Raw genomic sequence first — 26356 nt, forward strand, 5'->3', positions numbered from 1 at the left:
CAAGAATGAGAATTAAAAATTTCTCTTGCTAGCTTTTCTTTTCGCTTAAATTGTGTACTATAAAAGGTAGGAAGACGTAAAGAAGGGGACTTTTTGAATGGAATTTCATGAACAAAATATTTTGCCAGCTGTTCGGCAAATAAAAGATTTAGAAAAGTTACTATATAGTTCTTATGAGTATATTGTTATTTTAGACATTCATATCGGTCAATTGAAAAGTGTTGTTGCACTTGCGAAGCAGCATTGTAAAAAGGTATTTTTACATGTCGATTTAATTCACGGTTTGCAAAGCGATGGCCATGCGACAGAGTTTTTATGCCAAGAGTATAAGCCATATGGACTATTGTCGACAAAGGCAAGTGTAATTATGAAGGCGAAGCAAAAGGGTGTTGTCGCGATTCAACGTATCTTTTTAATTGATTCGAGTGCAATGGAAAAAAGTTGTAATCTTTTAGAGAAAACAAAGCCGGATTATATTGAGGTGCTTCCAGGTGCTTTAACAGGTGTGATTGCTGAGGTGAAAGAACGGACGGGCGTACCGATTTTAGCAGGCGGATTTATTCGTACGGTTGATGATGTAGAAAGAGCGTTATCCGCTGGTGCGACGGCGATTACAACGTCGAAAAAAGAACTCTGGAAACATTACCAAAAATAGAAAAAGCTTTCTTTTAGGCGGAGAGAGGATCCGTCTGAGCATAGAAGCGGTCAGTACCCATTTTCGTCCCACGCCTTATGAAAACAAAGAGAGAAAATGAGTGGAAGACCGCTTTTGTTTACAAAGCCGCGATTTATATGTGGGAAAACCGAAATAAAAGCTTTCTTTTAGGTGGGAAAGAGGATCCGCCTGTGTATAGAAGCGGTCAGTACCTAATTTCGCCTTATGCCTTGTACAAACAAAGGGAGAAAGTGAGTGAAAGACCGCTTTTTTCTCGTAACAGTGGCTTGTATGTTGAGAAAAATAAAAAGTGTCGAAAATGTGAAAAGAATGTATTGACACCGCTTTCATTTGAGGTTAACATTATAGATAAGTTAATAAACGTGACGGAGAAAAGAAGAGATCCACATTTCATTGTTTCTATATTTTTTATATAGAAGCATGCCAGGTGTGGATCTTTTTCTTTTGAAAAAAAAACGAATGGCCATTCATTTTACCTCTATCACATTGGAATTATTTAAATTGATTGTGGAGGGATTTTATGTCAGCATTTTTAGGGGAGTTAATAGGGACAGCGTTGTTAATCGTTCTTGGTGGCGGCGTTTGTGCAGGCGTAAGTTTAAAGAAGTCGTTTGCTAAGGATTCTGGTTGGATTGTTATTACGATGGGCTGGGGCTTAGCGGTTGCCATCGCAGCATATGCAGTAGGATCGATTAGTGGGGCACATTTAAATCCAGCAGTAACAATTGGACTTGCTTTTAAGGGAGCGCTTCCATGGAATGATGTACCAGGTTATATCGCAGCGCAAATGATCGGTGCAATCATCGGTGCAATTATCGTATATTTACATTACTTACCTCATTGGAAAGAAACAGAAGACCCAGGTACAAAATTAGGCGTTTTTGCAACAGGACCAGCAATTCCGAATACATTTGCAAACCTTTTAAGTGAAATGATTGGAACATTCGTTTTAGTATTTGGTATATTAGCAATTGGTGCAAATAAATTTGCGGATGGTTTAAATCCATTCATCGTAGGTTTCTTAATTGTAAGTATTGGTTTATCATTAGGTGGAACAACAGGTTATGCAATTAACCCAGCTCGTGATTTAGGACCTCGTATTGCACACTTCTTCTTACCGATTCCGGGTAAAGGTGGATCAAACTGGAAATATGCATGGATTCCGGTAGTAGGACCGATTTTAGGTGGATCACTTGCAGGTTTATTCCATCAAGTTGTATTTGAAGGAAAACAAAATGCAGCATTTATTTATGTGATAATTGCAACTGTGATTGTACTAGCAATCTCTTATATGACAAGTAAAAAGAGCGAAAACAATACAAATAGTAGAAAAGTAGCATAAGGGGGAACCGATTATGAAAAAATACATTCTTTCATTAGACCAAGGAACAACAAGCTCACGTGCAATCCTTTTTAATAAAGAAGGTAAAATTGTTCATTCAGCTCAAAAAGAATTTACACAACATTTTCCAAAGCCAGGTTGGGTAGAGCATAATGCACAAGAAATTTGGGGATCAATTTTAGCGGTTATTGCAACTTGTTTAAGTGAAGCGGACGTAAAGCCAGAGCAAATCGCTGGTATCGGAATTACAAACCAACGTGAAACAGCGGTTGTATGGGATAAAGAAACTGGTAAACCAGTTTATAACGCAATCGTATGGCAATCTCGCCAAACAGCTGAAATTTGTGATGAGTTAAAAGAAAAAGGCTATAGCGATATGGTTCGCGAAAAAACAGGACTTTTAATTGATGCATATTTCTCAGGTACGAAAGTAAAATGGATTTTAGATAACGTTGAAGGTGCAAGAGAAAGAGCAGAACGCGGCGAATTATTATTCGGTACAATTGATACATGGCTTGTATGGAAATTGTCTGGTGGTAAAGCGCACGTAACAGACTATTCAAACGCATCACGTACATTAATGTTTAATATTCATGACCTGCAGTGGGATGATGAGCTTCTAGATATGTTAGAAGTGCCGAAAAGCATGCTTCCAGAAGTACGTCAATCTTCTGAAGTATATGCCCATACAGTTGATTATCATTTCTTTAACCAAAATATACCAATCGCAGGTATCGCAGGTGACCAACAAGCTGCGTTATTTGGACAAGCTTGCTTCGGTGAAGGTATGGCGAAGAATACGTATGGAACTGGTTGCTTCATGTTAATGAATACAGGTGAAAAAGCAGTTGCATCTGAACATGGCCTATTAACAACAATTGCATGGGGTTTAAATGGTAAAGTTGAATATGCGCTGGAAGGAAGTATTTTCGTAGCAGGTTCTGCAATTCAATGGTTACGTGACGGCATGCGTATGTTTAAAGATGCAAGTGAGAGCGAAGAATACGCATCTCGCGTTGAATCAACAGATGGCGTTTACGTTGTTCCAGCATTCGTAGGGCTTGGAACACCATATTGGGATAGTGAAGTACGCGGAGCGGTATTTGGCGTAACACGCGGAACAACGAAAGAACACTTTATCCGTGCAACGCTAGAATCATTAGCATATCAAACAAAAGATGTATTATGTGCTATGGAAGCAGATTCAGGTATTGAACTGAAAACATTACGCGTTGATGGAGGAGCGGTTAAGAATAACTTCTTAATGCAATTCCAAAGTGATATGTTAGATGTTCCAGTAGAGCGTCCAGAAGTGAATGAAACAACGGCTTTAGGTGCAGCGTATTTAGCAGGTCTTGCAGTTGGATATTGGGAAAACCAAGACGAAATTAAGGCGCAGTGGAATATGGACAAGCGCTTTGCACCAGCAATGGAAGCGGAAACAAGTGAAGAGCTATATGCTGGTTGGAAAAAAGCAATTGAAGCAACAAAAGCTTTTAAATAATTATAAACAGTGTTATAATGATGATAAGTTAATAATTCGGTAGGAGATTTGGAGAGACCACAACACGCTATAGAAGCGAATTCTATAGCGGAGTTTGTGGTCTCTTTTTTCGTTATCAAAGGGAGGAATTACCATGAAATTTTCAAGTAAACAACGTAAAGACGTATTAAATGGAGTAAATAAACAAGAGTTAGATGTGATCGTAATTGGTGGAGGTATTACTGGTTCTGGTATTGCATTAGATGGAGCAACACGCGGTTTATCAACAATTGTGTTTGAAATGCAAGACTTTGCAGCAGGTACATCAAGTCGTTCAACGAAGCTTGTACACGGTGGTTTACGTTATTTGAAACAACTTGAAGTGAAAATGGTAGCAGAAGTTGGGAAAGAGCGTGCGATCGTATATGAGAACGGTCCCCATGTAACAACACCAGAGTGGATGTTACTTCCGTTCCATAAAGGCGGTACATTTGGTTCATTCAGTACATCAATCGGTCTTCGTGTATACGACTTCCTAGCGGGTGTAAAACGCAGCGAACGTAGAAAAATGTTTAGCCGCGAAGAAACAATGAAAAAAGAACCGCTTGTAAAACAAGAAGGCTTAAAGGGCGGCGGTTATTACGTAGAGTATCGTACAGATGATGCTCGTTTAACAATCGAAGTTATGAAAGAAGCAATTGAACATGGTGCAAAAGCAGTCAACTATGCAAAAGTAGACGGTTTCTTATATAAAGATGGAAAAGTATGTGGTGTACGTGTCGTCGATTTATTAGATGGAGAAGTGTATGAAGTATACGGTAAGAAAATTGTAAACGCAGCTGGACCTTGGGTAGATACATTACGTGAAAAAGATAATTCAAAAAGAGGAAAAGTATTGCAATTATCTAAAGGTGTTCACTTAGTAATCGATCAAAAACGTTTCCCACTAGGGCAAGCGATCTACTTTGATACACCAGACAAGCGTATGGTCTTCGCAATTCCACGTGGCGGGAAAACATATGTAGGTACAACTGATACGTTCTATGATAAAGACGCAGCAGTACCACAAATGACAACAGAAGATCGCACATATATCATTAATGCGATTAACTATATGTTCCCAACTGTGAAGATTACAGAAAAAGATATTGAATCAAGTTGGGCTGGTGTTCGCCCATTAATTTATGAAGAAGGTAAGAGTGCATCTGAAATTTCTCGTAAAGATGAAATTTGGACTTCTGAATCTGGTTTAATCACAATTGCGGGCGGAAAATTAACAGGATATCGTAAAATGGCTGAAATGGTAGTAGATTATGTAACGTCATTATTACAAAAAGAAGGACATAGTGCGTATCCGAAAAGTGAAACGAAGCATATGCCAATCTCTGGTGGACATGTAAGTGGATCAAAACAATTCCCAACATTCGTTGCGAAAAAAGCACAAGAGGGAACAAAATATGGTTTAACAGCAAAGCAAGCAGAAGAGTTTGCGAAATTCTATGGATCTAACGTAGATATTCTCTTTAACTTAGCAAAACAACATAAAGCAGAAGCAAAAGAATATAACATGCCGTTAGACGTGCTTGTACCGCTTGTATACGCGATGGATTATGAAATGACAGCAAAACCTGTTGACTTCTTCGTACGCCGCAGAGGGGCTGTATTCTTCAACATTCACTGGGTATATGATTGGAAAGAAGCAGTCGTTGCATATATGGCAGCAAAATTAGGCTGGAGCAAAGAAGAACAAATGAAATACACAGCTGAACTAGAGAAAGCATTAAGAGACGCTGTAGTGCCTGTAGATCAGCAGGAGCAAGCTGCAGCATTAGCATAAAAATAAATACACCTTTTTCCGAACGAAACCCCGAATTGTCCACAATTCGGGGTTTTTTAACAGAATGTTGGGAAACGGGAACTGGACGGCTCCTGTTTTTATTTATCGCAAAGGCGATATCCTTTGTCGAAACGCCGATATATTGTGAAGAACGGTCGATATATTTGGATTTGCGCCTATAAAATTTCATTTACTAGTTTCTACTAACCCATTCTGTTACTTCTTCTACAACAAATTCTCCTGTCTCTTCAACGGCCTAATAAAAAAAGCTCGGCATATGCCGAGCTTTTTTTATTATTTCTTTTCTTTTTCAGCTTTTGGAGTCTCAAAGGTATCTTTTAAATCTTTATCTTCAACCTTCACATCAGCTTTTTTAAGTTCTTTGTCTTGAAGCTCAGCCATGAATTGAGGATCTTGTTTTTTCTTCTCAACTAGGCCTTTTTTAATGTTTGCTTTTTCTTCTTCAAATGATTTTTGTTCTTTAATATCAGTTACTTTGATGATATGGTAACCGAATTGTGATTTCACAGGCTCACTTACTTCATCTTTTTTCAATTTATATGCAGCATCTGAAAATTCTTTTACCATTTTACCAGGTCCGAAGTAGCCTAAGTCGCCGCCTTTTTCAGCAGAACCTTTATCTTCTGAGTATTGTTTTGCTAATTCTTCAAAAGATTTACCTTGTCCAAGTTCTTCTTTTACTTTTTTCGCAGTTGCTTCATCTTTTACAAGGATGTGACTTGCTTTAATTTCAGGTTTATAATTCTCTTTTAATTCTTTGTCAGTGATACTGCTTTCAATAGCTTTGTCCATCGCTAATTCAGCACGAACGCTTTCTTTAAATGAGTCTTTTGTAAAGCCTTGTTGTTTTAAAGCTGCGTCAAATTGATCGCCAAGTTGCTTTTTGTATTCATCATATTTTTTGTCAACTTCTTTATCGTCGACTTTATGGTTTTTAACAAGTACTTTCTCAAGTACCATACCACGTAAAATTTGTTTACCAGCTCTGTCTTTCATTTGTTTGTAAAGGTCTTCTTTTGAAATGTCACCAGCTTTAGATGTAACAATTTTGTCAGATGATCCACATGCTGATAAAGCAATCAAACTTGTTGCTGCTAAGGCAAGCATAGCTTTCTTCATTCAATAAACACTCCTACTATTATGTATTTTTAATTTATCCCGCACAAATGGAGAGCGTCCTCATTTCAGATGATGCTTGTCCAAAAGAGCCCGATTAAGTCTCACTGGTTTCGCCTTCTTATAAAGTTAAAAGCCTGCTTAACAGGGCTTACCGAGGCTGAGGATAAAATTTAGCTGAAGGTAATTTTATTCTATAGTATAAGCAATATGTACAAAATTTAATATATCACATTTCGACGTCTTTTCCTATTGATAAAGAAAAATTACCTATTTGTTTATAAAGATTGTCAGATTGGGAATGAGTACCAATTTGGGCGAATGTGCATATATAGGAAAGAGGAGAGGGGATGGGTGAATGAATTCATCACTTATTTTATTGGTTGTACTGTTTATTTTATTAGTCATTATAGGTATAATTTGCTTATAGAGGAAAAAATGAGGAAGGGGCTTTCCTTCCTCACTTTGCATGAAATATAATTTCTATATAACTAGAAATTAATAGAATGGTAATACATACATTAATAACCCGAAAAGCGCTCGTTTGTCGGCTCTCGGATAGTTGTTTCCGCACACACAGTGTATGTGTCAGGAAATTCGTGTAGAATAGAACAATAAGTGCAAATGTGACAAAAACAATTTCTATAAGAGTCACGAGGAGATACCTCCTTTTGGCCAAAATACATATACTTTTATATATTGTATCATACGATATTTTGTTAGTGTTATAAAATTCAGAAATAGAAGACCTTGTGTTAGAAAGTGAGGGGAAAAATGGACGTTGTAAAACGACTAGAGCAAGCTGAATATTATGTAGAACTTCTTTTCCAAATGATCGATGAAGATAAGTGTCCATTTTATTCTTTAATTATAAAGAAAAAAGCTCGTAAAAAAGATATTGAACGTATACTGAATCTTTGTGAACAATTGAACGAACAATACATAGTAGAAAAACAAGAAGGCTTACTTTTGTTTGATGCTCTTTTGGAGCAGTTTGAAAAAGCGCTTCCACATCAGCTCGAAGTAAACGAGACTGCAGAAGCGCTACATAGACAGGGCTTATTTCAGCCAATTATGCAAGAATTTTTACGCATGACAGCGAAAAAATAATCAATATTATTTTTTAATTAATTTTTGATCGTGTTCCATGAAATTTTCCTCAATACTTTCTAGTGATTTCTCAAAAATATCGATAAAATCTTGTCCATAAATATTTCTTAAAATCGCGATTAACTCGATATTTTCTGGGAACTTACCATAAAAATTGCGAAGTGCAAGAGCGCCATTAAAGACCGAATTATTTTCAGGGGCATACTCCTCCATTAATTGCAGTAGCAATGTTTCCCCTTTTTCTGTAATTTCAATATACGTATTTCGCTTATCGTCTTCTTTTTTTGAAAATACAAGATAGCCGCGCTCTTCAAGTTTTTTGGAAAAGTTAAATGCAGTTGATACATGCATAACGCCAAACTTTGCAATCTCAGAAATAGAAGCTCCTTTTAAATGATAAGCAATGGATAAAATATGATGTTCGTTAATATTTAAATCATATGGTTTAATCCACTGTTGCCAATCTTTTTCTACGCATTTCCATAATGCCTTCGATAATTGAGCAATGCGTTGACTGAAAATCATGGCTTCTTTTACCGAATAATCTTTTTCTCCACTTTTCATTTACTCACCCACTTTTACATTCTTATTCATTAGTATCTATTATGCCAGTAAAATAAAAATTAATAAAGTCTTTTTGTGAGAATTGTGAAAATTTTTAGGAAAAATTATATTCTTGTACAGATCATGCATAACTGTGGAAGCGTTTTAGGTGTCATAACTATATGTGTTATCTTCACGTAATAGAGGATAACATATATTGTAAATGCATAAAAACACGACATATCTATGTGATATGTCGCGGGAAGAGAAATAGTTATAAAAAATATTTGTTATATGCAAAAACTAAGAATGAAACATCGTTTACGCTTTTTCTGGAACTGCTTGTTGCAGTTTTTCAATTGATTTTTGAATGTCTAAAATCTCTTGTTCAATATGGAGCTTGTTTTGGGAAATATCTTGTTTCCATGTGGAAAGCGTATCCTGCATATCGTCTTTCAATTCTTGAAAAACTTCTTTACCTTCCGAAGCTGTTTCAACAATTTGACGTTTTAATAATTTTGTATCAGCAGTAATATCAGCTAGCGTTTTTTTTATATCATTTCCTTTTTCTTTTAGTTTATTGCGCATATCTTTACCAGAAGAAGGAGTAGAAAAAAGAACGGCTAGTCCAGCGACAGCTCCGCCACAAATGATACCTGTTACAAAGGATTTAGCTTTTGACATAAAAGGAAACCTCCTTATTTTTTGTTGGTATTCATGATGTATAAAACAATGCATATGCTTAAGACAAGGGGGGAGAAAAGTGAAACTTGTGACAACAATTTGTTTTATCGTAAGTCTTTTCTTTCTTGTACGTGCTATGCATTTATTGTTATTTATAAAGCAAAAAAGATCGTATCCTCCAGCATTTTGGGCTAAGAAACAAGCCATGCAGTACATTTCTTTTGGAGGAATAGGCTTGTTATGTACAATCGTATTTTATATGTTTCTATAGTACGGTTTACAATTCGTACAAAATAGAGAGAATTCTTACCCTTATTTTACACTATTTGCAATGGTACTTGCGATGTTTTGTAAATTTTCCGTCGTATATTCATTTTGGTGTGATTTCCAAACAGCGCCAAAACCATCGTTTTCACCGTAGCGTGGAATTAAATGAAGGTGGAAGTGGAATACAGTTTGTCCAGCCTTCTCACCGTTGTTATTCAAAAGGTTAAAGCCGACTGGGTTAAATTCAGATTTAATCGCATTTGAGATTTTAGGAACGACAGAAAAAATATGTGATGCGATTTCTGGCGTTAAAGCAAAAATATCTTGTTTATGTACCTTTGGAATGACAAGTGTATGTCCTTTTGTCACTTGGCTAATATCTAAAAATGCAAGCACATGTTCATCTTCATATACTTTTGAGCAAGGGATTTGTCCTTCAATGATTTTACAAAAAATACAATTATCCGCTGTGTGATTCATTATTCTCATCCTTTCAAGTAGTCTTAGCCGTATTTTACCATACTTACATAGGAGAACAAACAGGAAAAACAGGAAGCTGACTCAGCTTCCTGCTTTCTGAAGAGGGATTGAAAAAGCATTTAATATAATCTACCGTTCGCAGACACCTCATTTATTTAGGAAATATGTGACAATTCGGCTCGTATTCTGCCTTAGACACCCCATTTACAATGAAATGATAATCCTTTATGAAATGAACTTGTTTATTTTATAAAACAGTATATACTCTCCTCGAGACACCCCGTTTCTAAAATAAAACAAACTATCTGGTTTCGTGTAAATTTTCTTTGTCCATTATGGACACCCCATTTCATGATGATTTCGCTAGGCTATGTTCATCAACTTGGTGGTTGCTTTTTCAATGTGTTCCTTCTTCACTAATTATGATGTCCCGTTTTGCAGAGGATATGTAAAGAAATTTTTTTTTTTGAAGAAATTCGATACTATGTAGTATCTTTTGTTTTTTGGTAAGATGAATGTATACATTCTGATAGAATATGCGCTTTTGTACAAACAAATGAATATAACGAAGAAAGTGGTGTCATATGGGACAGTTATTACGTGTGGAAAATGTCACAGGAGGATATACGAAGCGGCCGGTGCTGCAAAACGTTTCATTTTCTGTTAATAAAGGTGAACTTGTTGGTTTAATCGGTTTAAATGGTGCTGGTAAAAGTACAACGATTAAACATATTATCGGTTTAATGGAACCGAAAAAAGGTACGGTAACAATTAACGGAAAAACAATTCGAGAAGATATGACAGCGTATCGATCTAGTTTTTCTTTTATTCCTGAAACACCTGTATTATATGACGAGTTAACATTGGAAGAACATTTAAAGTTAACAGCGATGGCATATGGTATAGATGAGAAGCAATATGAAGAACGCGTCGGGCAATTATTAAAAGAATTTCGAATGACGAATCGTTTAAAATGGTTCCCAGCTCATTTTTCAAAAGGTATGAAGCAGAAAGTGATGATTATGAGTGCTTTTCTTGTTGAACCGTCACTTTATATTGTCGATGAACCTTTCGTTGGACTCGATCCATTAGCGATTCAATCATTACTCCAAATGATGGACAAGATGAAAAAGAGCGGTGCTGGTATTTTAATGAGTACCCATATTTTAGCGACAGCAGAACGTTACTGCGATTCCTTTATTATTTTACATCAAGGTGAAATTCGTGCGAAAGGAACGTTATCTGAGTTGCAATCACAATTTAACATGCCAGGTGCGACGCTAGATGATATTTATATTGCGTTAACAAAGGAAGAAGATTATGAATAGCAAAGCATTATGGAAAGAACGGTTCAAATATTTCTTAAAAGAAGTTCGTACATATAGTAAGTATGTTTTTAATGATCATTTAAAATTTATTTTCGTATTTATCATTGGAGCAGGGGCCTATTATTATCAGCAATGGTTGCAAACACTGACTCCTTCATTTCCGACCGCGCTAGTTATGGCGGTACTATTAGGACTTGTATTAACAGCAGGATCGATTCAAACGTTATTAAAAGAGGCGGATCTTGTGTATTTACTTCCAGTTGAAGAAAAATTAAAACCATACTTTACAAAAGCATTTCTCTTTACATTTATGATTCAGCTATATGTAATCGCAATTGTAGCGGCTGCACTTGCTCCGCTATATTTCCAGCAGATGAAGCAAACAGGAGGGGCTTACATATGGATTGTGGCTGCACTTGTTCTCGTTAAAGCATGGAATTTATTTGTAGCATGGGAAAAATCATTTTTAACAGATCAAGGCATGCAGCGTGCGGATTGGTTTGTTCGCTTTTTATGTAACGGGTTATTTGTATACTTCCTTGTTGAGCGAACTTCAGTGATTTACATCGGAGTAATTCTCCTTGTAATGGTTGTATACCTTGCTTTCATGTATCAAAAGGTACAAGGAAAACCGTTAAACTGGGAATACTTAATTGCAGAAGAAGGAAAGAAAATGATGCGCCTGTACCGCATCGCCAACATGTTTGTCGATGTACCAGCATTAAAAGAGCGAGTATCACGCCGGAAATGGCTTGATTTTGTACTTTCCATGATTGGTGAAAACCGTACATATTTATATTTGTATACACGGACATTTTTAAGATCAGGCAACTACTTTGGTTTATATATGCGCTTACTTGCTATTGGTGGTGTCATTCTTTACTTTATACCGTTTTTATATGGGCGTTTCATTGTGAGTATCGTATTTCTATACTTAATTGGTTATCAACTATTAAGCCTTTGGAAACATCATCGTTTAAAACTTTGGCTTGATTTATATCCAGTGACCGTAGAAGAAAAGAAAAAGGATTTTCTGAAACTGTTAAATGCAATTCTATGTATAGGCAGTGTTGTATTTACCATCATTTTTGCTTTCGCAACAAAAGATATCATCATGACTTGTATTTTACTTGCCGCTAGCATAGTATTTAGTATCGCTTTCGTATATCAATACGGTGCAAAGCGCATCGAGCGTTTAAACTGAAAGGAATGAACTTATGACTGAATATGAAGGGAAGGTCATAAAAGAATTACAGCAGTGGAAACTTACAATCATGAAAAGTTCTTCTATGATGACCAGGTTTTCGAAAAAGGTACAAACGAAAGTACAACAGCTAATTCCAGAAAAAGTGCAAAATGTGTTAACAGAAACAATTAAAAAGATGGTGCAAGGTATTAGCGCCGGATCCAATTTTATAAAACCGAAGTTAAAAGAAACAGACTGGTCGCTCGAAAGAAGAGATGCAGAAGTGTTAAAGAAAATGGACGAGTACAAAAAGATTGCCGCAGCAGAAGGCGCCGGAACAGGAGCTGGTGGTATTCTTTTAGGACTTGCCGATTTTCCGCTCCTGCTCAGCATTAAAATTAAATTTTTATTCGATGCAGCGACTATGTATGGATTCGATACGAGTAAAGAAGAAGAGCGACTTTTTATTCTGCACGTGTTTCAATTAGCATTTTCAAGTGATGATCATCGCAAGGAAATATGGAAAGCGATCGAAACGTGGGACACAGAGAAAGAAAATCATATGGACTGGGAGAAATTCCAGCAAGAGTACCGCGATTATATCGATTTAGCGAAGATGCTGCAGCTTGTGCCGATTATTGGTGCCCCGGTCGGTGCATATGCAAACTATCAATTGTTGCAACGCCTCGGAGAAGTGACGATGAATTGTTATCGTTTGCGGTTGCTTCAGCGGAAGGGAATATCGATTTGATATGTGGCTTTGAAATGAAGTCACGAAGTTTCACCCTCTTTGGTTATGCTTACCAAAGGGGGTTTTTATGTCTAAAAGAAGAACATCTGGAGTGGGAGTGTGGATGAGATTTTAGTAAAAAAGGATTATCTCAATCATTCGTACATCAGTTATAAAGAAATTAAAGAGACCTCTATACTTGGAGGTCTTTTGGTATGTATTCTTTACCCGTTTCTATATGTAGAAAAATGATTGGGGAAGTAGTGCTCAACAAATGGAAGTAATCGTGTTACGCTATTTATAGATTGCTTTGAAGTGAGTGATGGTATGAGTATTTTAATTTATAATCTTCGAGTACAGGTCTATCTGGTGGGCTTATATTTTTTGGCAAGTCATATAAAGAGAAAAATTGAAGGTCTGTTGCCTCATTCTTATCATGACTTAAATGACCGTTATATTCTTTACATTCAAAGGCCGTCACAACATTATAGACTTCATCACCATGAGGATATTGATAATAAAAAGCTTCCCCTGAATATGTATGAATTAATTTCAGATTCTCAGCCGTTAGTCCTGTTTCCTCAAACAATTCTCTATGAGCTACTTGTTCAAGTGTTTCTCCTAACTCCATAGAACCGCCAATCAGTCCCCAACATCCATTATCTTTTCGAAGTTGTAATAAAACTCGCTGCTCATGATCTATAACAAGGACACACGCCCCGACCATAATTAAAGGTCTACTTCCAACCAAATTACGCAAATCCATAATATATCCCATATATATGTCTCCTTTAAAAATTCTGCAATCCCTGTACTATCAGAATTAAATTTCATTGTCTTAGTTCGTTACTATGCAATTCCTTTTGGGGCTAAAAGAGCATCAGATTTAATATAAGAGTCTACATGAAAACTAGCTTCATACACTTTTAGAGTTTCAACTGCACACTATTCACTATATTTGTTTTAAAATTTCTCTATATAATCTATTAAACAGGAGTATTCGGCATTAACCATAATATTCCTTCTAAAACAATAAAAAACCTGTCGAAATTGATAGGTAATTCGTTATAAATTAAAGTTTTAAATCAGTAGCATGTAGTTCATTAAAATAATACTTTCATTTCTTTAAACATTACAGAAACAACTTTAAAAGCTTGCCAACAGTCATTGACTGGAAGGCTTAAAATTAAAGGCGTTTATTATTCCTTTACAAACAAATGATTGCTATTTGGAAAAATTTATTAGAAATTTATTTTTGTATCGTATCCTTTCAATATAGTTTGAAAGGAGAATTCTATGAGAAAATTATGTAAAGTATTAAAGAATATATGTATTGTGTCGATTGCGGTTATCTTACTGGTGTTACTATCTGTTTTTATATACCATAATTATCAATTAAGTAAAGAATCGTCATTAATCAAAAGTGAGGGAACATTAGTCAATTTTAATAATAAAAAAATCAATGTATACAAGGAAGGGAGCGGTGAGGATACATATGTATTTATGTCTGGATCTGGGATAGCTGCTCCTGTTTATGAACTGAAAGGACTATATAGCAAGTTTTCAAAAGAAAACAAGATTGCGGTTATTGAAAGAGCCGGTTATGGATACAGTGATGCTTTTCACGATGATAGAGATATTGATACGATGTTAGAACAAAGTAGAGAAGCGCTCATACAAAGTGGAAATAAACCTCCGTATATATTAGTGCCACACTCTATCTCGGGTATCGAAGCAATTTACTGGGCACAAAAGTATCCAAATGAAGTGAAGGGAATTATTGCTTTAGATATTGGTTTACCGAAGCAATACGTAACTCATAAAATGAACCTAGTGGATTCATTAAAAGTAAGAGGATTCAATCTGTTAACGAAAATGGGTGTACATCGTCTTTTTCCTTCTGTTACGTATAATCCTGAGGTGATCCGGCAATCTTTTTTAACTGAACATGAAAAAGAAATGTATAAAGCACTATCATATAAACAATTTTTTAATAATGATATGGAGCAAGAGCTTTTACAGAGTTACAATAATGGTAAAAAATCAATTAACCTACCGATACCAAAAGAAACACCTATTTTATTTTTAGATACGATCGCTAAACAAAATAAAAATTCGAAATATACAAAACAAAAAAACAAAGATTATGAGGAGTTTGCAGAGCAACTATTGATAGCAGATGTAATAAAAATTCAAGGTACGCACAGCATTTATTTATATGAGCCTGATGAGATATATAATCTTGCCATGAATTTTATCAATAAAAAAGTAGAAAAACATTAAGAGATTCTTATTTTGAAAATGGAAGGTCTATGGGATGAAGGGATATAAAATTTTAATTGTTGAAGATGATTTGATGATTGGAGATGTATTACAAAAGATTTTGCAACGCGAAGGGTATTATGTATGTTGGAAGAAAGAAGGAAAAGAAGTTATTGATATCATCCACGAGATAGATTTAGTCATAATGGATATTATGTTGCCAGGCGAAGATGGCTATCAAATTACAAAGAAAATAAAAAAACTAGGACTAAATATTCCAATTATTTTTCTATCTGCTCGAAGCGATATGGACAGCAAACTCCAAGGTTTAACAATCGGAGAGGATTATATGATAAAGCCTTTTGATCCTAGAGAATTTTTACTAAGAATGCAGAAAATGCTAGATAATCGATATGGTACTTTTACACAAATCAAACATTTATATATTGATGCTGAGCATAAAAAAGTTTTCAACAATAACTTACATAATGAAGTTGAGTTTACTGCGATTGAGCGTAAAATATTCTTCTATTTATATGAAAATAGGAATCGTATTTTAACGAAAGAACATTTCTTTGATTATTTATGGCAACTCGAAGATAGAAATCAAAATATCGTGAATGTGCACATAAAAAAAGTAAGAACAAAAATCAATGATAACACGGGTGAAATTATTCAAAATATATATGGAGAAGGGTATAGATTAAATACCTATATAAAGAAATGAAATTAAAGAAAAAATACCAGTTATTATTATTTTCTGCTGTTATAAGCGTACCGTTTTTATTACTGTTGATTAGTATCTTTATGTCAGTCATTTATAATCTTGCCTTTAAAACGAAAAATAATAATATTCCATTTCATGAATCTTTTGCATATCCTACTATGCTAGGCGTCTTTTTTTTATCGTTATTATTGTTATCCTTTTTATTTTCGAAATCCATTAATTCACTATTAAATAAAATAAATATATTGAATAAAACCATTCGAAATTTAGCTAGTGATAAAAAAGTTCCGAATAAATTAGATGTTAAAAACGACGATGAAATAGGGGAACTCGTCAGGGCGGTAAATTTATTAATTGAAAGAACTACATATCGAGAATTAGAACTTAAACAGCAAGAGGAAATAAAAAAGGAACTTTTAAATAAATTAAGACATGATATTAATACACCTTTAACAGCTGTTAGGTTACAATTATTCTACTTAGAAGGTCAATATAATGATCAAGCACCAATACTAGAATCGTTATATCAACAAATACAGTATATTGCTGAATTAACCAATGAATTTAATTTACAATCCACTGATACATTAAAGAGTTCTTATGTTTTAAATCATGAGGTGAATATACACGATTTATTAGAAGATATGGTTAAAAAGTGGGACTATTTGTATAGTATTCATGATATTGAATTAATATATAATCCAATAAATAAGGATTTAATATGGACGAGTAACGATTTATGGATTCAAAGGTTATTTGATAACATTTTCCAGAACACGTTAAAACATTCAAAAGCTAAAAAACTTGAGATAACCATTGAAAATAAGGTTGTTTCTATTAAGGATAATGGAATTGGTTTCGATATGAACCGTAAAAGTGCGGGGTTAGGATTAAAAATTATTCAGGATATATCTAGAATGCTCAATATAAAATATACGTTACAATCAAGTAAAGACGGGACTATATTTTGTTTTACAATAAGTGAAAATAAAAAGAGAAAATGAGTGCAGGTCTTCTTTTGTTTTCATAGCCGAGATGTGGATATTGGGAATCGAAAATAGATAGAATCAATGAATCGGTAGAGAGGAGAAGAAAAAGATGAAATTTCGAAAAGACTGGTGGCTTGGTTTTCTTGGGTTAATTGGAGTTTATAAGTTTCCGAATGTAATTGATGCGTTTCAAGGCGAAAAGGACTGGACGGCATTGATTAGCCTCATTTGGTTTATTTGGTTCGGTTATTTTATTCCGGAGAAGAAAGATGATGAAAAGAAAGAATTATAATAAAAACATTTCTATTTCCATGTAATTTTCTGTAAAATAGTAAATGAGAGAATTCATATATTAGATTACTAAATTTGGAGTGATTAGATGCAGCCATTGGAAAATGAAATTCATCCTGATATGGTCAGAGTTTGGAAAGCTCGTGTTTTAATTGAACTAGGCATAAGTGTATTAGTAATCCTTGCTTATCTCTTTTTCATGATTAAATTTAATTGGTGGGCTTGGCTGTTTTATGTACTTATTGGATTGACAGTTGTGTATACACCGTTTGACTACTTTATATTTCCGAAATTACGTCAGCGTTATTACAGCTATCGGTTAAATGAAGAAGAATTAGAAATTCAGCACGGAATGTTTACGGTTAAGCGTGTATTAGTTCCGATGATTCGCGTGCAACACGTTACAATTGAGCAAGGTCCAATTATGAGAAAATATGATTTAGCAGAATTACAAATTTCAACTGCCGCTACTTCGCACAGTATTCCGGGTTTAAAGATGAGAGAAGCAGAACAATTGAAACGACAAATTGGAGAACTTGCGAAGGTGAGTGATGAGGATGTATAAGAGGCAGCATCCAATCACAATGTTACTTGAATTAAAGATTACAGACTTTATACCATTTATTATTTTTCTGTTTAGTTTAAAAGGAAAATTTCCATTTTGGTATTTAGTACCGATAGGTTTCTTAGTGATTTCAGTTATCTCTGTTATTGTTGAGTGGTACTATAAATTATATTGGATCGAAAATAATGTACTGCACATTAAACAAGGACTATTTGTGAAAAAAGAAAGTTACTTGAATAAAGAGCGCGTACAGACGATTAATACAAGTTCAAGTATGTTATATCAAATATTAGGTTTAACGAAGCTCAAAATTGAAACAGCTGGCGGTGGTGGTGAGCCTGAGGTTAGCTTAGCTGGTATTACAGCTGACGAAGCAAAAACATTAATTACAATGTTAAATGAACAGGCAGAGGAACATACAGAAATAGAAGAGGATACTGTAAATGCTAGTTTGACAGAAGAAAATCGGACGGAATATAAGTTGACTTGGAAAGAGATTTTATTAGCATCCGTTACATCTGGTCAATTTGGTTTGTTGTTCTCTTTATTATTCTTTATTTACTCTCAAGTAGATGAATATATCCCGAAATGGATGAAAGAAAGAGTAGAAACATATGTGATGGATCATGATGTGTATGGCTGGATTTATATGGTTGCGGTCTTACTTGTTGTTTCTTGGATTGTATCCACATTTGGTTACGCCTTAAAGCACGCGAACTTTACCGTGCATCGGAAAAATGATGAAGTTCGCATTTCACAAGGACTTCTAGAAAGAAAAGAACTTGTGTTAAAGCTGCACCGCATTCAAGGGATCACGATAAAAGAAGGGATACTCCGTCAACCATTTGGTTACTGCTCTGTGCATGTAGAAGTGATTCAAAACAATGAAAAAGGTGAGGAGAATGTTACGCTTCATCCGGTCATTCGGAAAGACCGCGTCGCAGAATTGCTTGCTCATTTGCAGTTGCCATATGAACTAAATCAAAATGTTACAGCCTTGCCAAAAACGGCACTGCGCCGCTATTTATTAGAGAGTTTTCTTTTCTTTTGTATATTAGCAGTTCCGATTACAGGCGCAAGTGTATATTTTGAAAAATATTTTGTGATTTGGACACTGTTACCTTTGTTTGGATTACTTTTGTCACTCGGATATGCGACATTCCGTGCAGGTGGCTATAGAGTAGAAGGAGAACAGTTAACGATGGTGTATCGTAACATTGCTAAATATACAGGTTTAGTAAGAAGAAGACATGTACAATCAATCGAGAAAACGCAATCTTATTTTCAGCGTGGAGCGCATTTATGTTCGCAGACTTTCTCTAGTGCATCCACAAATTATAAATTAGAGCATACGCGTTTAGAAGATGCAGAGTGTATGTTAGATTGGTATAAGAATAAGTAGAAACCTAAATAGAAAAAAGACAAACCTTTTCTTTTTAGAGGGGGAATAGAGGATCTGGCCATGCGTAGAAGCGGTCAGATCCTTTTTTAGCCCCATGCCAAGTGAAAACAAAAGGAGAAAATGAGTGGAGATCTGCTTTTGTTTTCATAACCGTAATTTGTATGTTGGAAATCAAAATTATATAAAATGAAAAACTGATAGAAAACCATTCTTTTTGGGTAGGAGAGAGGATTCGATCATGGATAGAAGCGGTCAGCTCTTTTTTTCTCCATACCAAGTGAAACCAGAGAGAGAAAACGAGTGCAAGTCCATATTGTTTTTCATAGCAGCGACTTATATGTAAAAAAGGGATTCATCAAGTTAAGGCAAATCATTACCCAAAAAACGAAAAAATACTATTCTTTCTGTATTACGATAGAAAGTGTTGAATGATAATAATGTTGTTTCATTTGTTATGCGAATAAAACAGCAGGACAGTTACATGAAACATGAAGGGATATTGGAATCAGTAATGAAGCATTCAATGAATGACGATAGTGTTGGCTCTTCGATAATATTTTTCAGGAGATGATTGATTGCACGTTTTAACAATAAATCTGTCGATTCTCTAACATCAGAAATTTGGCTATTTATTAATTTAGCTTGGACAGTTAATTGATAGACAAACAAGTGAATGGCAACCTCTATTTTCTTTCCAATCATTTTTTATGCAATATCGCATGAAAAATGATTGGAATTTTTGTTATAATATTATAATTGTACACTTCAAATCTTGTTGTTTAGTCGCTAGTATTGTCTATGAAAACGAAAAACTTATAATATTGAATATTTATTTTAGTTTTGCAACGCCCTCACTGTTAATGCTTGATAGATAAATAGGTCAACAGAAGGGAAATATGAATTTATGAAACAAAACATCAAAATGTTAGCTATGGCAGTTGGTCTAACAGTTATGGGGTCAACAGTAGCTACTTATGCAAGTGCTGATACAGGGTGGAAACAAACTGGATCGGTATGGAATTACTACAATGTAAACGGCGCGAAGCAAACAGGTTGGCAGTCAATTAATGGAGCATGGTACTACTTCAACGGAAGCGGAGCAATGCAAACAGGTTGGCAGTCAATTAATGGAGCATGGTACTACTTTAGTGGAAGCGGAGCAATGCAAACAGGCTGGATCCAAGATAATGGTAAAAAGTATTACTTTGAAAGTAATGGTGTTTGGAATCCAAACGCTGCAAATGCAAATAACGTTTCACGACCTGACGGGCAACTATTAGACGCATTTCAAAATGAAATAAAAAAGCATATTAATAATCAAGAAGAAAATATAACAATGACATACAAATCCAAAAACTCTAATATTAATGAAGTTATGGATACACTTGTTAAAGAATACGACAAGGCAGTCGAATCTAACGAATACTTAAATTATAATATCGCAAATACGCAATACTCTATTCGTGGTATTCCAGGAAATTACACGTTTACATTAAAGATTACATACCGTGAATCCAAAGAACAAACGAACTATGTAAAGACACAAGCGAAATCAATTATCAATTCCATTGTTCAAGCTGGTATGGATGAACACGAGAAAGTAAAAGCAATTCATGATTATGTTGTAAAACATGTCTCTTATGATACTTCTTTCCAAGCTTATACAGCGTATGAAGCTTTAGCAAACCGTTCTGCTGTTTGTCAAGGATATGCATTATTAACATATCAATTGTTAAAAGAGGCTGGAATAGAAAATCATATTGTAACAGGAACTGGAAATGGACAACCACATGCTTGGAATCAAGTGAAAATTGAAGGAAAATGGTACCATCTTGATACAACTTTTGATGATCCAATTCCAGATGTGCAAGGACGAGTAACTTATTCATACTATAATCTGTCTGATGCACAAATCGCTCAAGATCACCAGTGGGATCGTAATAAGTTTGCGGCAGCAACAACAAATTACACGAATGAATTAGCAAATAAAATCCAGTCAGGTAGCTCAAAATCATGGAAATACCAGGACATTTTAAAAGCCATCAAACGTTAAACTGTATCTTTTGGTACAAAAACTTTAATACATTTGCTTAGACATACGGATATGATGAGCCTATAAAGGTGAGTAATATCCGTATGAAAAAGTACATGTATTCACGTAGAGGGCGTTGCAAAACCAAAATAAATATTTAATATTACATATCAATAAAACTAGCTAAACATAGAATATATAGTGATTCAATTTTCACGATAGTAGCGACTATTGGGGCTACACTTAAGAAGTCTAATCTTAACGAATATATATTGTAGTTCTAGACAACTGCATTTGATGGCACATTGGAAGGTAGGAAGCAACTTTAATTGATGAAGAGTGCTTCCTTATTCTATTTTCTAAAGCTTTAATCTCAAAACTTAACCATATAGAGAATATTCTTTCTGTATCACGATAGAAAGTGTTGAATGATAATAATGTTGTTTCATTTGTTATACAGATAACACAGCAGGATAGTTACATGAAACATGAAGGAATATTGGAATCAGTAACGAAATGTTCAATGAATGACGATGGTGTTGGCTCTTCGATAGTATTTTTTAGGAGATGATTGATTTGAAGTTATTGCAAATAAGACTTTTGGTCAAAGATTTTAAGAAAAGTGCCGTGTTTTACAGAGATCTATTGGAATTTCCAGTGAGTTGGTACGAGGAAGACATGGAATATGCGCTTTTCAATAATGGAGAAACGAAAATTGAGCTTGTATCTCGAAACGTGATGGCCGAATTGGTCGGAGAAGGAAATAAGCCTTTAGAAGCTGAGTCCCAATCAAAATTCTTGCTTCAATTTGAAGTTGAAGACGTCGATCAGACTTATAACCGTTTCAAAGAAAAAGGAATTGAATTTGTTAATGAACCGCATGATCGTGAGGAATGGCGAGCGCGTGTTGCACATTTTCGTGACCCTGACGATAACTTAATTGAGATATATAAAATGCTGTAATTCGATTGTTCAAAATGGGATTAGGTTAAACAATATTAAACAACTTTAGTAGCGCAGTTCAATTTATTTGAACTGTGTTAATTGTGTTTGTAAGAGTAGAATCTTTATAAGGAACGAACAGAAAAGACGGTGTTTTTTTGCATGAGGTATCAGCTGAACTTACTTTTTTATCTCCACAAGCTCTCCAACTGCTGGTCTATCTAGATTATTTCTAATCCGGTAATTTCTTACATTTATTGCAGGTTCTAAATCAGTAGGCTGGTCATAAGTTATTTCAATTTGATTACGAGCTGTTTGCCTTGCAACAACAGGGACTGGGTACCATTTGAGGTATTTGACTATCTGTAGACACCATCCGTCCCGAATACATTTGAGACGGCATACCAGAATAAGGCATCATTTGTTGCACCTCCTTTTATAAAAGAGTAGTCATTTAACCAATGTATATTGTATGAAATGAATAAGAATGGTGTAACTAACTACCTATAATTTCGTTTATCGGGTACGGTAAGGATTACTTCTGTTTAGGAGTCATAGATAAAAAGTGAGCCTTGCTTTGTTATTGATAATGATGATTATGTGAGTAAAAAGCCCCTTCAGATATTCTGTAGGGACTTTTTTTATAGGTTTCGAGATACATTGACTGCTGATAAGTGGGGTTATCGGAAGTCAATGTTGTCGTTAGTTTGGATTCGACTTTTGTATAGTTGACGAAATTTGATGAAAGAGATAATTCTCCAAGGTAAGATATACCCCAGCGCTACAGTCATAAATAGTGCTGCTTCTGTTTCTGGACCTAGCCATTTTAAATAATCACGAAGTAAAAATCGGATAATAAGTATGATGAGAAAGGTAATGATAAAGCTCTTGTTTCTTACAGCATAAATATGCTGATCGAATCGGAGTTCATAGTTAGTGGTCCAAATAAGTGGAATTGACAAAAGGCACCCAAAGATAACTGCACAAATCCATTCCCAGCTAGCGGCATGTGCTTTTGGATTTAAGATGATGGGAATGCAGGGTAATAACAAAAATAGTATGGGTAAGAGAAGACGGGTTCCGTTTCCTTTAATAGGACGATGCATTGCCCTGATTCTACGCCATAAGACCAACGCAGCAACTATGATCACAATAGAGTAAAACGAAGAAGAATCCATAATTTCACCTCTATACATAGGATATTTCAATTATATGGGAATTGTAGATGGTTGAGTAGTAGTATTTGTTTTAATTGAATACCAATAACGCTGATTATGTAAAAAAGCTAGTCTGGATCTAGCTTTTTCTTTTTTTGTATATCTTTAAAACAGAAAATCAGTCCCCGACGGAATATGAAATCTTGAATAAACTATTCAAAATTTCATATTGGGGCAACATTTTAAACGGTTCTGGTGCAAATATAGGGTTCAGCCGAGATACGTGTAAAAACGGGTCATGGGCTTACTTTTATTTCCAGTCGATGACCCGTTTTATGTTTATACCGGTATATTTTCCTCTACTGGTTGAGGGATGCTTTGTAAATCGATGACATAATCACCAAAACGTTTAATGTGCCTTGTAAGGTATGGACTCAGCATAACATGATCTTCTCGTGAAAACTTATACCCTTCATTTATGGAGCGAATTTATTAAGCACACAGAAAAGCTGAAGAGAGCTCTTTTATTTTTGTTCCGCAATCGAGCTATATTCTGGAAAAAGAAAGGGATTTAGATAAGGCATCTAGAAAGTTAAAGTTACTTCCAAAAAAGGGAAGTATTGAATTAGATACGTAGATAGATAAAGATATATAGTTACAAGTCCTAAAGGGCGTAGATTTCGAGGTGGATAAGGGCAGTATTTTCGCCCTGCTCGGCTCCAATGGGGCGGACAAGACAACGGTTGTAGAATAAACGTCTGATGAACACATGGCTCTATGTTAAGTGCAGGACATATCTCGATTCTGATAACCCAGAAAAGGAAGTGAGTCAGATTTTGATTGCCAATATTCATTTTCTTTGATGCATCGAATCCACCTTTTTGACAAAGGGCTTTCAAGCATGAATAACAAAAGAGAATTTGTAGTTTTAAAACAATAGGGCTGATAAAAAAGTAAAAAGAGGGAAACCAAATGAAAAAGATTACAACAGAAGATTTTCGTTCATCAGAAAATGGGAAAAAAGGAGAGATTCATGATGGGACAAAGTGACAAAGGCTTCTCCGAAACAGGGCTGCACAAAATGCGCAACGTGCTGGCACGACATGTCGATTCCGGGAAGATTCCTGGGGTCGTCGCCTTAGTCAGCCGGAACGGTGAGACGTACGTCGAAGTGCTCGGCACGATGCGCCATGATGGTGGTGCGCCGATGCGCCGGGACACGATCTTTCGGATGGCCTCGACGTCCAAGCCGCTTGCGATTGCGGCGGCCGATCACCGTACGGGACCTGCTGACTTCCACGTTCGGGCTCGGCATGGATATTACGTCGCTGGGCACTCCGATCATGAACGCGATCTTCGAGAAGGGGCTCACGCCCGATCTACCGGTGCCGATGCCCGAGCCGGATGAGTGGATGCGCCGCCTTGGCGAGCTTCCGCTGATGCACCAGCCCGGAGAGCGCTGGCAATACCACATCAGCAACGATTTACTCGGCGTGCTCGTCGCCAGGGTCACGGGCCAGTCGTTTGATACGTTCCTGCGCGAACGCATCTTCGCCCCCCTAGGCATGAAGGACACCGGTTTCCACGTGCCCGCCAACAAGATCGACCGGTTGCCGACCCTCTACGCCCCGAACCCGCAGACCGGAGAGTTCATCGTGTGGGACGAGGCCAAGGGGGGACGCTGGAGCCAGCCTCCGGCGTTCCAGGGCGGCGGAGGTGGGCTGGTCTCCACCGTCGACGACTACAACGCGTATTTACGGATGCTGCTGAATCACGGGATGCACGAAAGCGAACGGATCCTGTCCCGGCCCGCCGTCCAGCTGATGACCACCAACCGCCTCACGCCCGAGCAGCAAGCCGCTCGAAACGCCATGGCCACAGACAACGTCCATGTGTCATTCGGCCAAGGGCAGCACGGCGGCTGGGGCTTCGGGATGGCGGTGCGCACCTATCGTGGCGACTACGCGCCCATCGGCCAGTTCGGCTGGGACGGCGGAAGCGGCACCACGACCTACGCCGATCCGGACAACCAGCTCACCGGAATCCTGCTTACTCAGGTCGGGCTGTCAGTCCCGAATTCGGCACGGCTTATCCACGACTTCTGGACCATGGTCTACCAGGCAATCGAAGACTGACACCGAGCCCGCGGTTCGTCGTTCGTTTAAAAAAAAGCTGGTGAATTTCATCGACCTTATTGGGGCAGAATCAGGACGTGACGCGGAGTTGGTTGGACGGAGTGGAAGCGGGCAGGGGCATGGCCGCAAGTCCTTGGAGGTCTATTCAAAGCTTGCAATCACCGATGCCCAGCAGGGATATAGCGAATACCCCAAAACGAAAAAATTGACATCTCCAGGAGAAAATGTGCATTTTTTTGTTTTGGGGTGTTATAAAATTCTTAAGTTGATGGGCATCATGGGGGTCCCGCCATATATAAGTAAAATAAAAAAGAATCCGATCTTTGGATTCTTTTTTGCTACTGATAAGTGGGGTTATGTGAACTCATTCACTTTATTCAAAGTGAAGTAATGAATAGAGGACTAGATAATCTTTGGGTGATCCCAATTAACGAAACAGTAGAAAAAGTGTATGAAAAGTATGGATTTGAAACAGTAGAAAAAATTAAAACGGGACATGCGTTTTTAGAAGGGAAAAGTATTAAAGAAATTCACGAGGGGTAGAAAAAATCAACCTATTTTGCTGAAGATAATTATTTAGTTAACAAGTATCTTGAAAGTAAACTAATAATAAGAGGTTTACTTTCATATTTATTATAAGAAGAAAAAAAGACGACTTTACATTAGTCGCCTTTTTTTCTAAAAAATCATGTTAAATCATTAAGTAATTAAGCGTTTATTTTATTTAAAATTGAAACCTTATTAGTGGTAAATAATATATAATTCTGTTTTTTAGTTTTAATTAAAATGCGATCAGTTGTGCCATATGCTGTTCCTATTCGAATCGCATCAGCTTTTTCAATACCAGCATAAGTATCATCTTCAGTAACTTCAATAATTTCATTTAATGGAATACTAACTTTTGCTAATTGCCATTTAATAATTAGTTCCTCTGTTGTTTTTATAACATCAATACCTAACATATCACCAAGACCTAGAGTTAGTATAGTCATATGGACACAACTTAGTTAAGTCCTTACAATGGGTTTCAAGGAGGAAGTGTCCGTATGAC

Annotated in this window: 27 protein-coding genes and 3 pseudogenes; 22 read left to right on the plus strand and 8 right to left on the minus strand. The window is 36.2% G+C overall.

What is annotated here, in order from left to right; all coding sequences use genetic code 11:
• Positions 1 to 97: 97 nt before the first annotated feature.
• The 4 genes from JDS96_RS21170 (at position 98) to glpD (ending at position 5338) form a co-directional block, all read left to right on the plus strand.
• A complete protein-coding gene (locus tag JDS96_RS21170) occupies positions 98 to 655 on the plus strand; it encodes a glycerol-3-phosphate responsive antiterminator (protein ID WP_003206079.1) in 558 nt (185 codons plus the stop codon).
• 541 nt (positions 656 to 1196) lie between these two features.
• Complete coding sequence (glpF, locus tag JDS96_RS21175; protein WP_003195722.1) at positions 1197 to 2018, plus strand: glycerol uptake facilitator protein GlpF; 822 nt, start codon at positions 1197 to 1199, stop codon at positions 2016 to 2018.
• A 13-nt stretch (positions 2019 to 2031) separates the two neighbouring features.
• On the plus strand, positions 2032 to 3522 hold the full coding sequence (glpK, locus tag JDS96_RS21180; protein WP_003195725.1) for a glycerol kinase GlpK: 1491 nt from the start codon (positions 2032 to 2034) through the stop codon (positions 3520 to 3522).
• 133 nt (positions 3523 to 3655) lie between these two features.
• Positions 3656 to 5338 (plus strand): aerobic glycerol-3-phosphate dehydrogenase, encoded by a 1683-nt coding sequence (glpD, locus tag JDS96_RS21185; protein ID WP_098018504.1) that lies wholly within the window; start codon positions 3656 to 3658, stop codon positions 5336 to 5338.
• Between the two features lie 294 nt (positions 5339 to 5632).
• Here glpD and prsA read toward each other — a convergent pair whose 3' ends face one another.
• Entirely contained in the window at positions 5633 to 6478 is an 846-nt protein-coding gene (prsA, locus tag JDS96_RS21190; RefSeq protein ID WP_003195728.1) for a peptidylprolyl isomerase PrsA, read from the minus strand.
• Between the two features lie 355 nt (positions 6479 to 6833).
• Here prsA and JDS96_RS33310 point away from each other — a divergent pair, with 355 nt between their 5' ends.
• A complete protein-coding gene (locus JDS96_RS33310; RefSeq protein ID WP_224796251.1) occupies positions 6834 to 6905 on the plus strand; it encodes a YjcZ family sporulation protein in 72 nt (23 codons plus the stop codon).
• A 30-nt stretch (positions 6906 to 6935) separates the two neighbouring features.
• Here JDS96_RS33310 and JDS96_RS21200 read toward each other — a convergent pair whose 3' ends face one another.
• Positions 6936 to 7130 (minus strand): hypothetical protein, encoded by a 195-nt coding sequence (locus tag JDS96_RS21200; protein WP_018766633.1) that lies wholly within the window; start codon positions 7128 to 7130, stop codon positions 6936 to 6938.
• Positions 7131 to 7249: 119 nt separating this feature from the next.
• On the opposite strand from JDS96_RS21200, the gene JDS96_RS21205 reads away from it, so the two are divergent.
• The gene (locus JDS96_RS21205) at positions 7250 to 7585 is read left to right on the plus strand and encodes a DUF1878 family protein (protein WP_003195729.1); all 336 of its coding nucleotides are present in this window, start codon (positions 7250 to 7252) and stop codon (positions 7583 to 7585) included.
• A gap of 6 nt (positions 7586 to 7591) precedes the next feature.
• Here the strand turns inward: JDS96_RS21205 and JDS96_RS21210 are convergent, their stop codons facing one another.
• Both JDS96_RS21210 and JDS96_RS21215 read right to left on the minus strand, forming a co-directional pair.
• Complete coding sequence (locus JDS96_RS21210; RefSeq protein ID WP_003195731.1) at positions 7592 to 8149, minus strand: HTH-type transcriptional regulator Hpr; 558 nt, start codon at positions 8147 to 8149, stop codon at positions 7592 to 7594.
• A 300-nt stretch (positions 8150 to 8449) separates the two neighbouring features.
• The gene (locus tag JDS96_RS21215) at positions 8450 to 8812 is read right to left on the minus strand and encodes a YtxH domain-containing protein (RefSeq protein ID WP_097795490.1); all 363 of its coding nucleotides are present in this window, start codon (positions 8810 to 8812) and stop codon (positions 8450 to 8452) included.
• 79 nt (positions 8813 to 8891) lie between these two features.
• Here JDS96_RS21215 and JDS96_RS21220 point away from each other — a divergent pair, with 79 nt between their 5' ends.
• Positions 8892 to 9083, plus strand: coding sequence for a membrane protein YhzF (locus JDS96_RS21220; protein ID WP_003195735.1), 192 nt, complete (start codon positions 8892 to 8894; stop codon positions 9081 to 9083).
• Between the two features lie 41 nt (positions 9084 to 9124).
• Here the strand turns inward: JDS96_RS21220 and JDS96_RS21225 are convergent, their stop codons facing one another.
• Complete coding sequence (locus tag JDS96_RS21225; RefSeq protein WP_003195737.1) at positions 9125 to 9559, minus strand: HIT family protein; 435 nt, start codon at positions 9557 to 9559, stop codon at positions 9125 to 9127.
• A gap of 584 nt (positions 9560 to 10143) precedes the next feature.
• On the opposite strand from JDS96_RS21225, the gene ecsA reads away from it, so the two are divergent.
• The 3 genes from ecsA to JDS96_RS21240 are packed head-to-tail and all read left to right on the plus strand — an operon-like array spanning position 10144 to position 12824.
• Positions 10144 to 10887, plus strand: a complete 744-nt coding sequence (gene ecsA / locus JDS96_RS21230; RefSeq protein WP_003195739.1) for an ABC transporter ATP-binding protein EcsA — start codon at positions 10144 to 10146, stop codon at positions 10885 to 10887.
• Positions 10880 to 12091, plus strand: coding sequence for an ABC transporter permease (locus tag JDS96_RS21235; protein WP_199667943.1), 1212 nt, complete (start codon positions 10880 to 10882; stop codon positions 12089 to 12091). The genes ecsA and JDS96_RS21235 overlap by 8 nt, the downstream gene beginning before the upstream one ends.
• Positions 12092 to 12104: 13 nt before the next feature.
• The gene (locus tag JDS96_RS21240; protein WP_003195743.1) at positions 12105 to 12824 is read left to right on the plus strand and encodes an EcsC family protein; all 720 of its coding nucleotides are present in this window, start codon (positions 12105 to 12107) and stop codon (positions 12822 to 12824) included.
• A 277-nt stretch (positions 12825 to 13101) separates the two neighbouring features.
• Here JDS96_RS21240 and JDS96_RS21245 read toward each other — a convergent pair whose 3' ends face one another.
• Positions 13102 to 13581 (minus strand): NUDIX hydrolase, encoded by a 480-nt coding sequence (locus tag JDS96_RS21245; RefSeq protein WP_006093851.1) that lies wholly within the window; start codon positions 13579 to 13581, stop codon positions 13102 to 13104.
• A gap of 518 nt (positions 13582 to 14099) precedes the next feature.
• Here JDS96_RS21245 and JDS96_RS21250 point away from each other — a divergent pair.
• The 8 genes from JDS96_RS21250 to JDS96_RS21285 all read left to right on the plus strand — a co-directional run bounded on the left by JDS96_RS21250 (position 14100) and on the right by JDS96_RS21285 (position 22034).
• A complete protein-coding gene (locus tag JDS96_RS21250) occupies positions 14100 to 15086 on the plus strand; it encodes an alpha/beta fold hydrolase (protein ID WP_199667944.1) in 987 nt (328 codons plus the stop codon).
• 34 nt (positions 15087 to 15120) lie between these two features.
• Entirely contained in the window at positions 15121 to 15792 is a 672-nt protein-coding gene (locus tag JDS96_RS21255; protein WP_199667945.1) for a response regulator transcription factor, read from the plus strand.
• Positions 15789 to 16796 carry a sensor histidine kinase gene (locus JDS96_RS21260; protein WP_199667946.1) on the plus strand — a complete coding sequence of 336 codons (1008 nt, stop codon included), beginning with the start codon at positions 15789 to 15791 and terminating at the stop codon, positions 16794 to 16796. The genes JDS96_RS21255 and JDS96_RS21260 overlap by 4 nt, the downstream gene beginning before the upstream one ends.
• Before the next feature lie 94 nt (positions 16797 to 16890).
• Positions 16891 to 17073, plus strand: coding sequence for a hypothetical protein (locus tag JDS96_RS21265; protein ID WP_006093855.1), 183 nt, complete (start codon positions 16891 to 16893; stop codon positions 17071 to 17073).
• A gap of 87 nt (positions 17074 to 17160) precedes the next feature.
• A complete protein-coding gene (locus JDS96_RS21270; protein WP_003195753.1) occupies positions 17161 to 17637 on the plus strand; it encodes a PH domain-containing protein in 477 nt (158 codons plus the stop codon).
• The gene (locus JDS96_RS21275; protein ID WP_199667947.1) at positions 17630 to 19039 is read left to right on the plus strand and encodes a PH domain-containing protein; all 1410 of its coding nucleotides are present in this window, start codon (positions 17630 to 17632) and stop codon (positions 19037 to 19039) included. Before JDS96_RS21270 ends, JDS96_RS21275 begins: the two co-directional genes overlap by 8 nt.
• A 904-nt stretch (positions 19040 to 19943) precedes the next feature.
• Positions 19944 to 21092, plus strand: a complete 1149-nt coding sequence (locus tag JDS96_RS21280; protein ID WP_199667948.1) for a transglutaminase domain-containing protein — start codon at positions 19944 to 19946, stop codon at positions 21090 to 21092.
• 555 nt (positions 21093 to 21647) lie between these two features.
• Positions 21648 to 22034, plus strand: coding sequence for a VOC family protein (locus JDS96_RS21285; RefSeq protein WP_033796644.1), 387 nt, complete (start codon positions 21648 to 21650; stop codon positions 22032 to 22034).
• A gap of 659 nt (positions 22035 to 22693) precedes the next feature.
• Here the strand turns inward: JDS96_RS21285 and JDS96_RS21290 are convergent.
• Positions 22694 to 23191: a CcdC protein domain-containing protein gene (locus tag JDS96_RS21290; RefSeq protein WP_199667949.1), complete on the minus strand. Its 498-nt coding sequence runs from the start codon at positions 23189 to 23191 to the stop codon at positions 22694 to 22696.
• 637 nt (positions 23192 to 23828) lie between these two features.
• On the opposite strand from JDS96_RS21290, the pseudogene JDS96_RS21295 reads away from it, so the two are divergent.
• The 4 genes and pseudogenes from JDS96_RS21295 to JDS96_RS21310 all read left to right on the plus strand — a co-directional run.
• A pseudogene (locus JDS96_RS21295) lies at positions 23829 to 23918 on the plus strand (ABC transporter ATP-binding protein); the annotation flags it as partial.
• A gap of 288 nt (positions 23919 to 24206) precedes the next feature.
• Positions 24207 to 25305: pseudogene (locus JDS96_RS21300) on the plus strand (serine hydrolase domain-containing protein).
• Between the two features lie 88 nt (positions 25306 to 25393).
• Positions 25394 to 25696 carry a hypothetical protein gene (locus JDS96_RS21305; protein WP_199667950.1) on the plus strand — a complete coding sequence of 101 codons (303 nt, stop codon included), beginning with the start codon at positions 25394 to 25396 and terminating at the stop codon, positions 25694 to 25696.
• Positions 25666 to 25848: pseudogene (locus tag JDS96_RS21310) on the plus strand (GNAT family N-acetyltransferase); the annotation flags it as partial. The gene JDS96_RS21305 and the pseudogene JDS96_RS21310, both read left to right, overlap by 31 nt.
• A gap of 164 nt (positions 25849 to 26012) precedes the next feature.
• On the opposite strand, the gene JDS96_RS21315 reads toward JDS96_RS21310, so the two are convergent.
• On the minus strand, positions 26013 to 26267 hold the full coding sequence (locus tag JDS96_RS21315; protein WP_003195766.1) for a SunI/YnzG family protein: 255 nt from the start codon (positions 26265 to 26267) through the stop codon (positions 26013 to 26015).
• Positions 26268 to 26356 lie beyond the last annotated feature (89 nt).

The organism is Bacillus cereus group sp. N21, assembly GCF_016483395.1.
GTDB lineage: Bacteria > Bacillota > Bacilli > Bacillales > Bacillaceae_G > Bacillus_A > Bacillus_A pseudomycoides.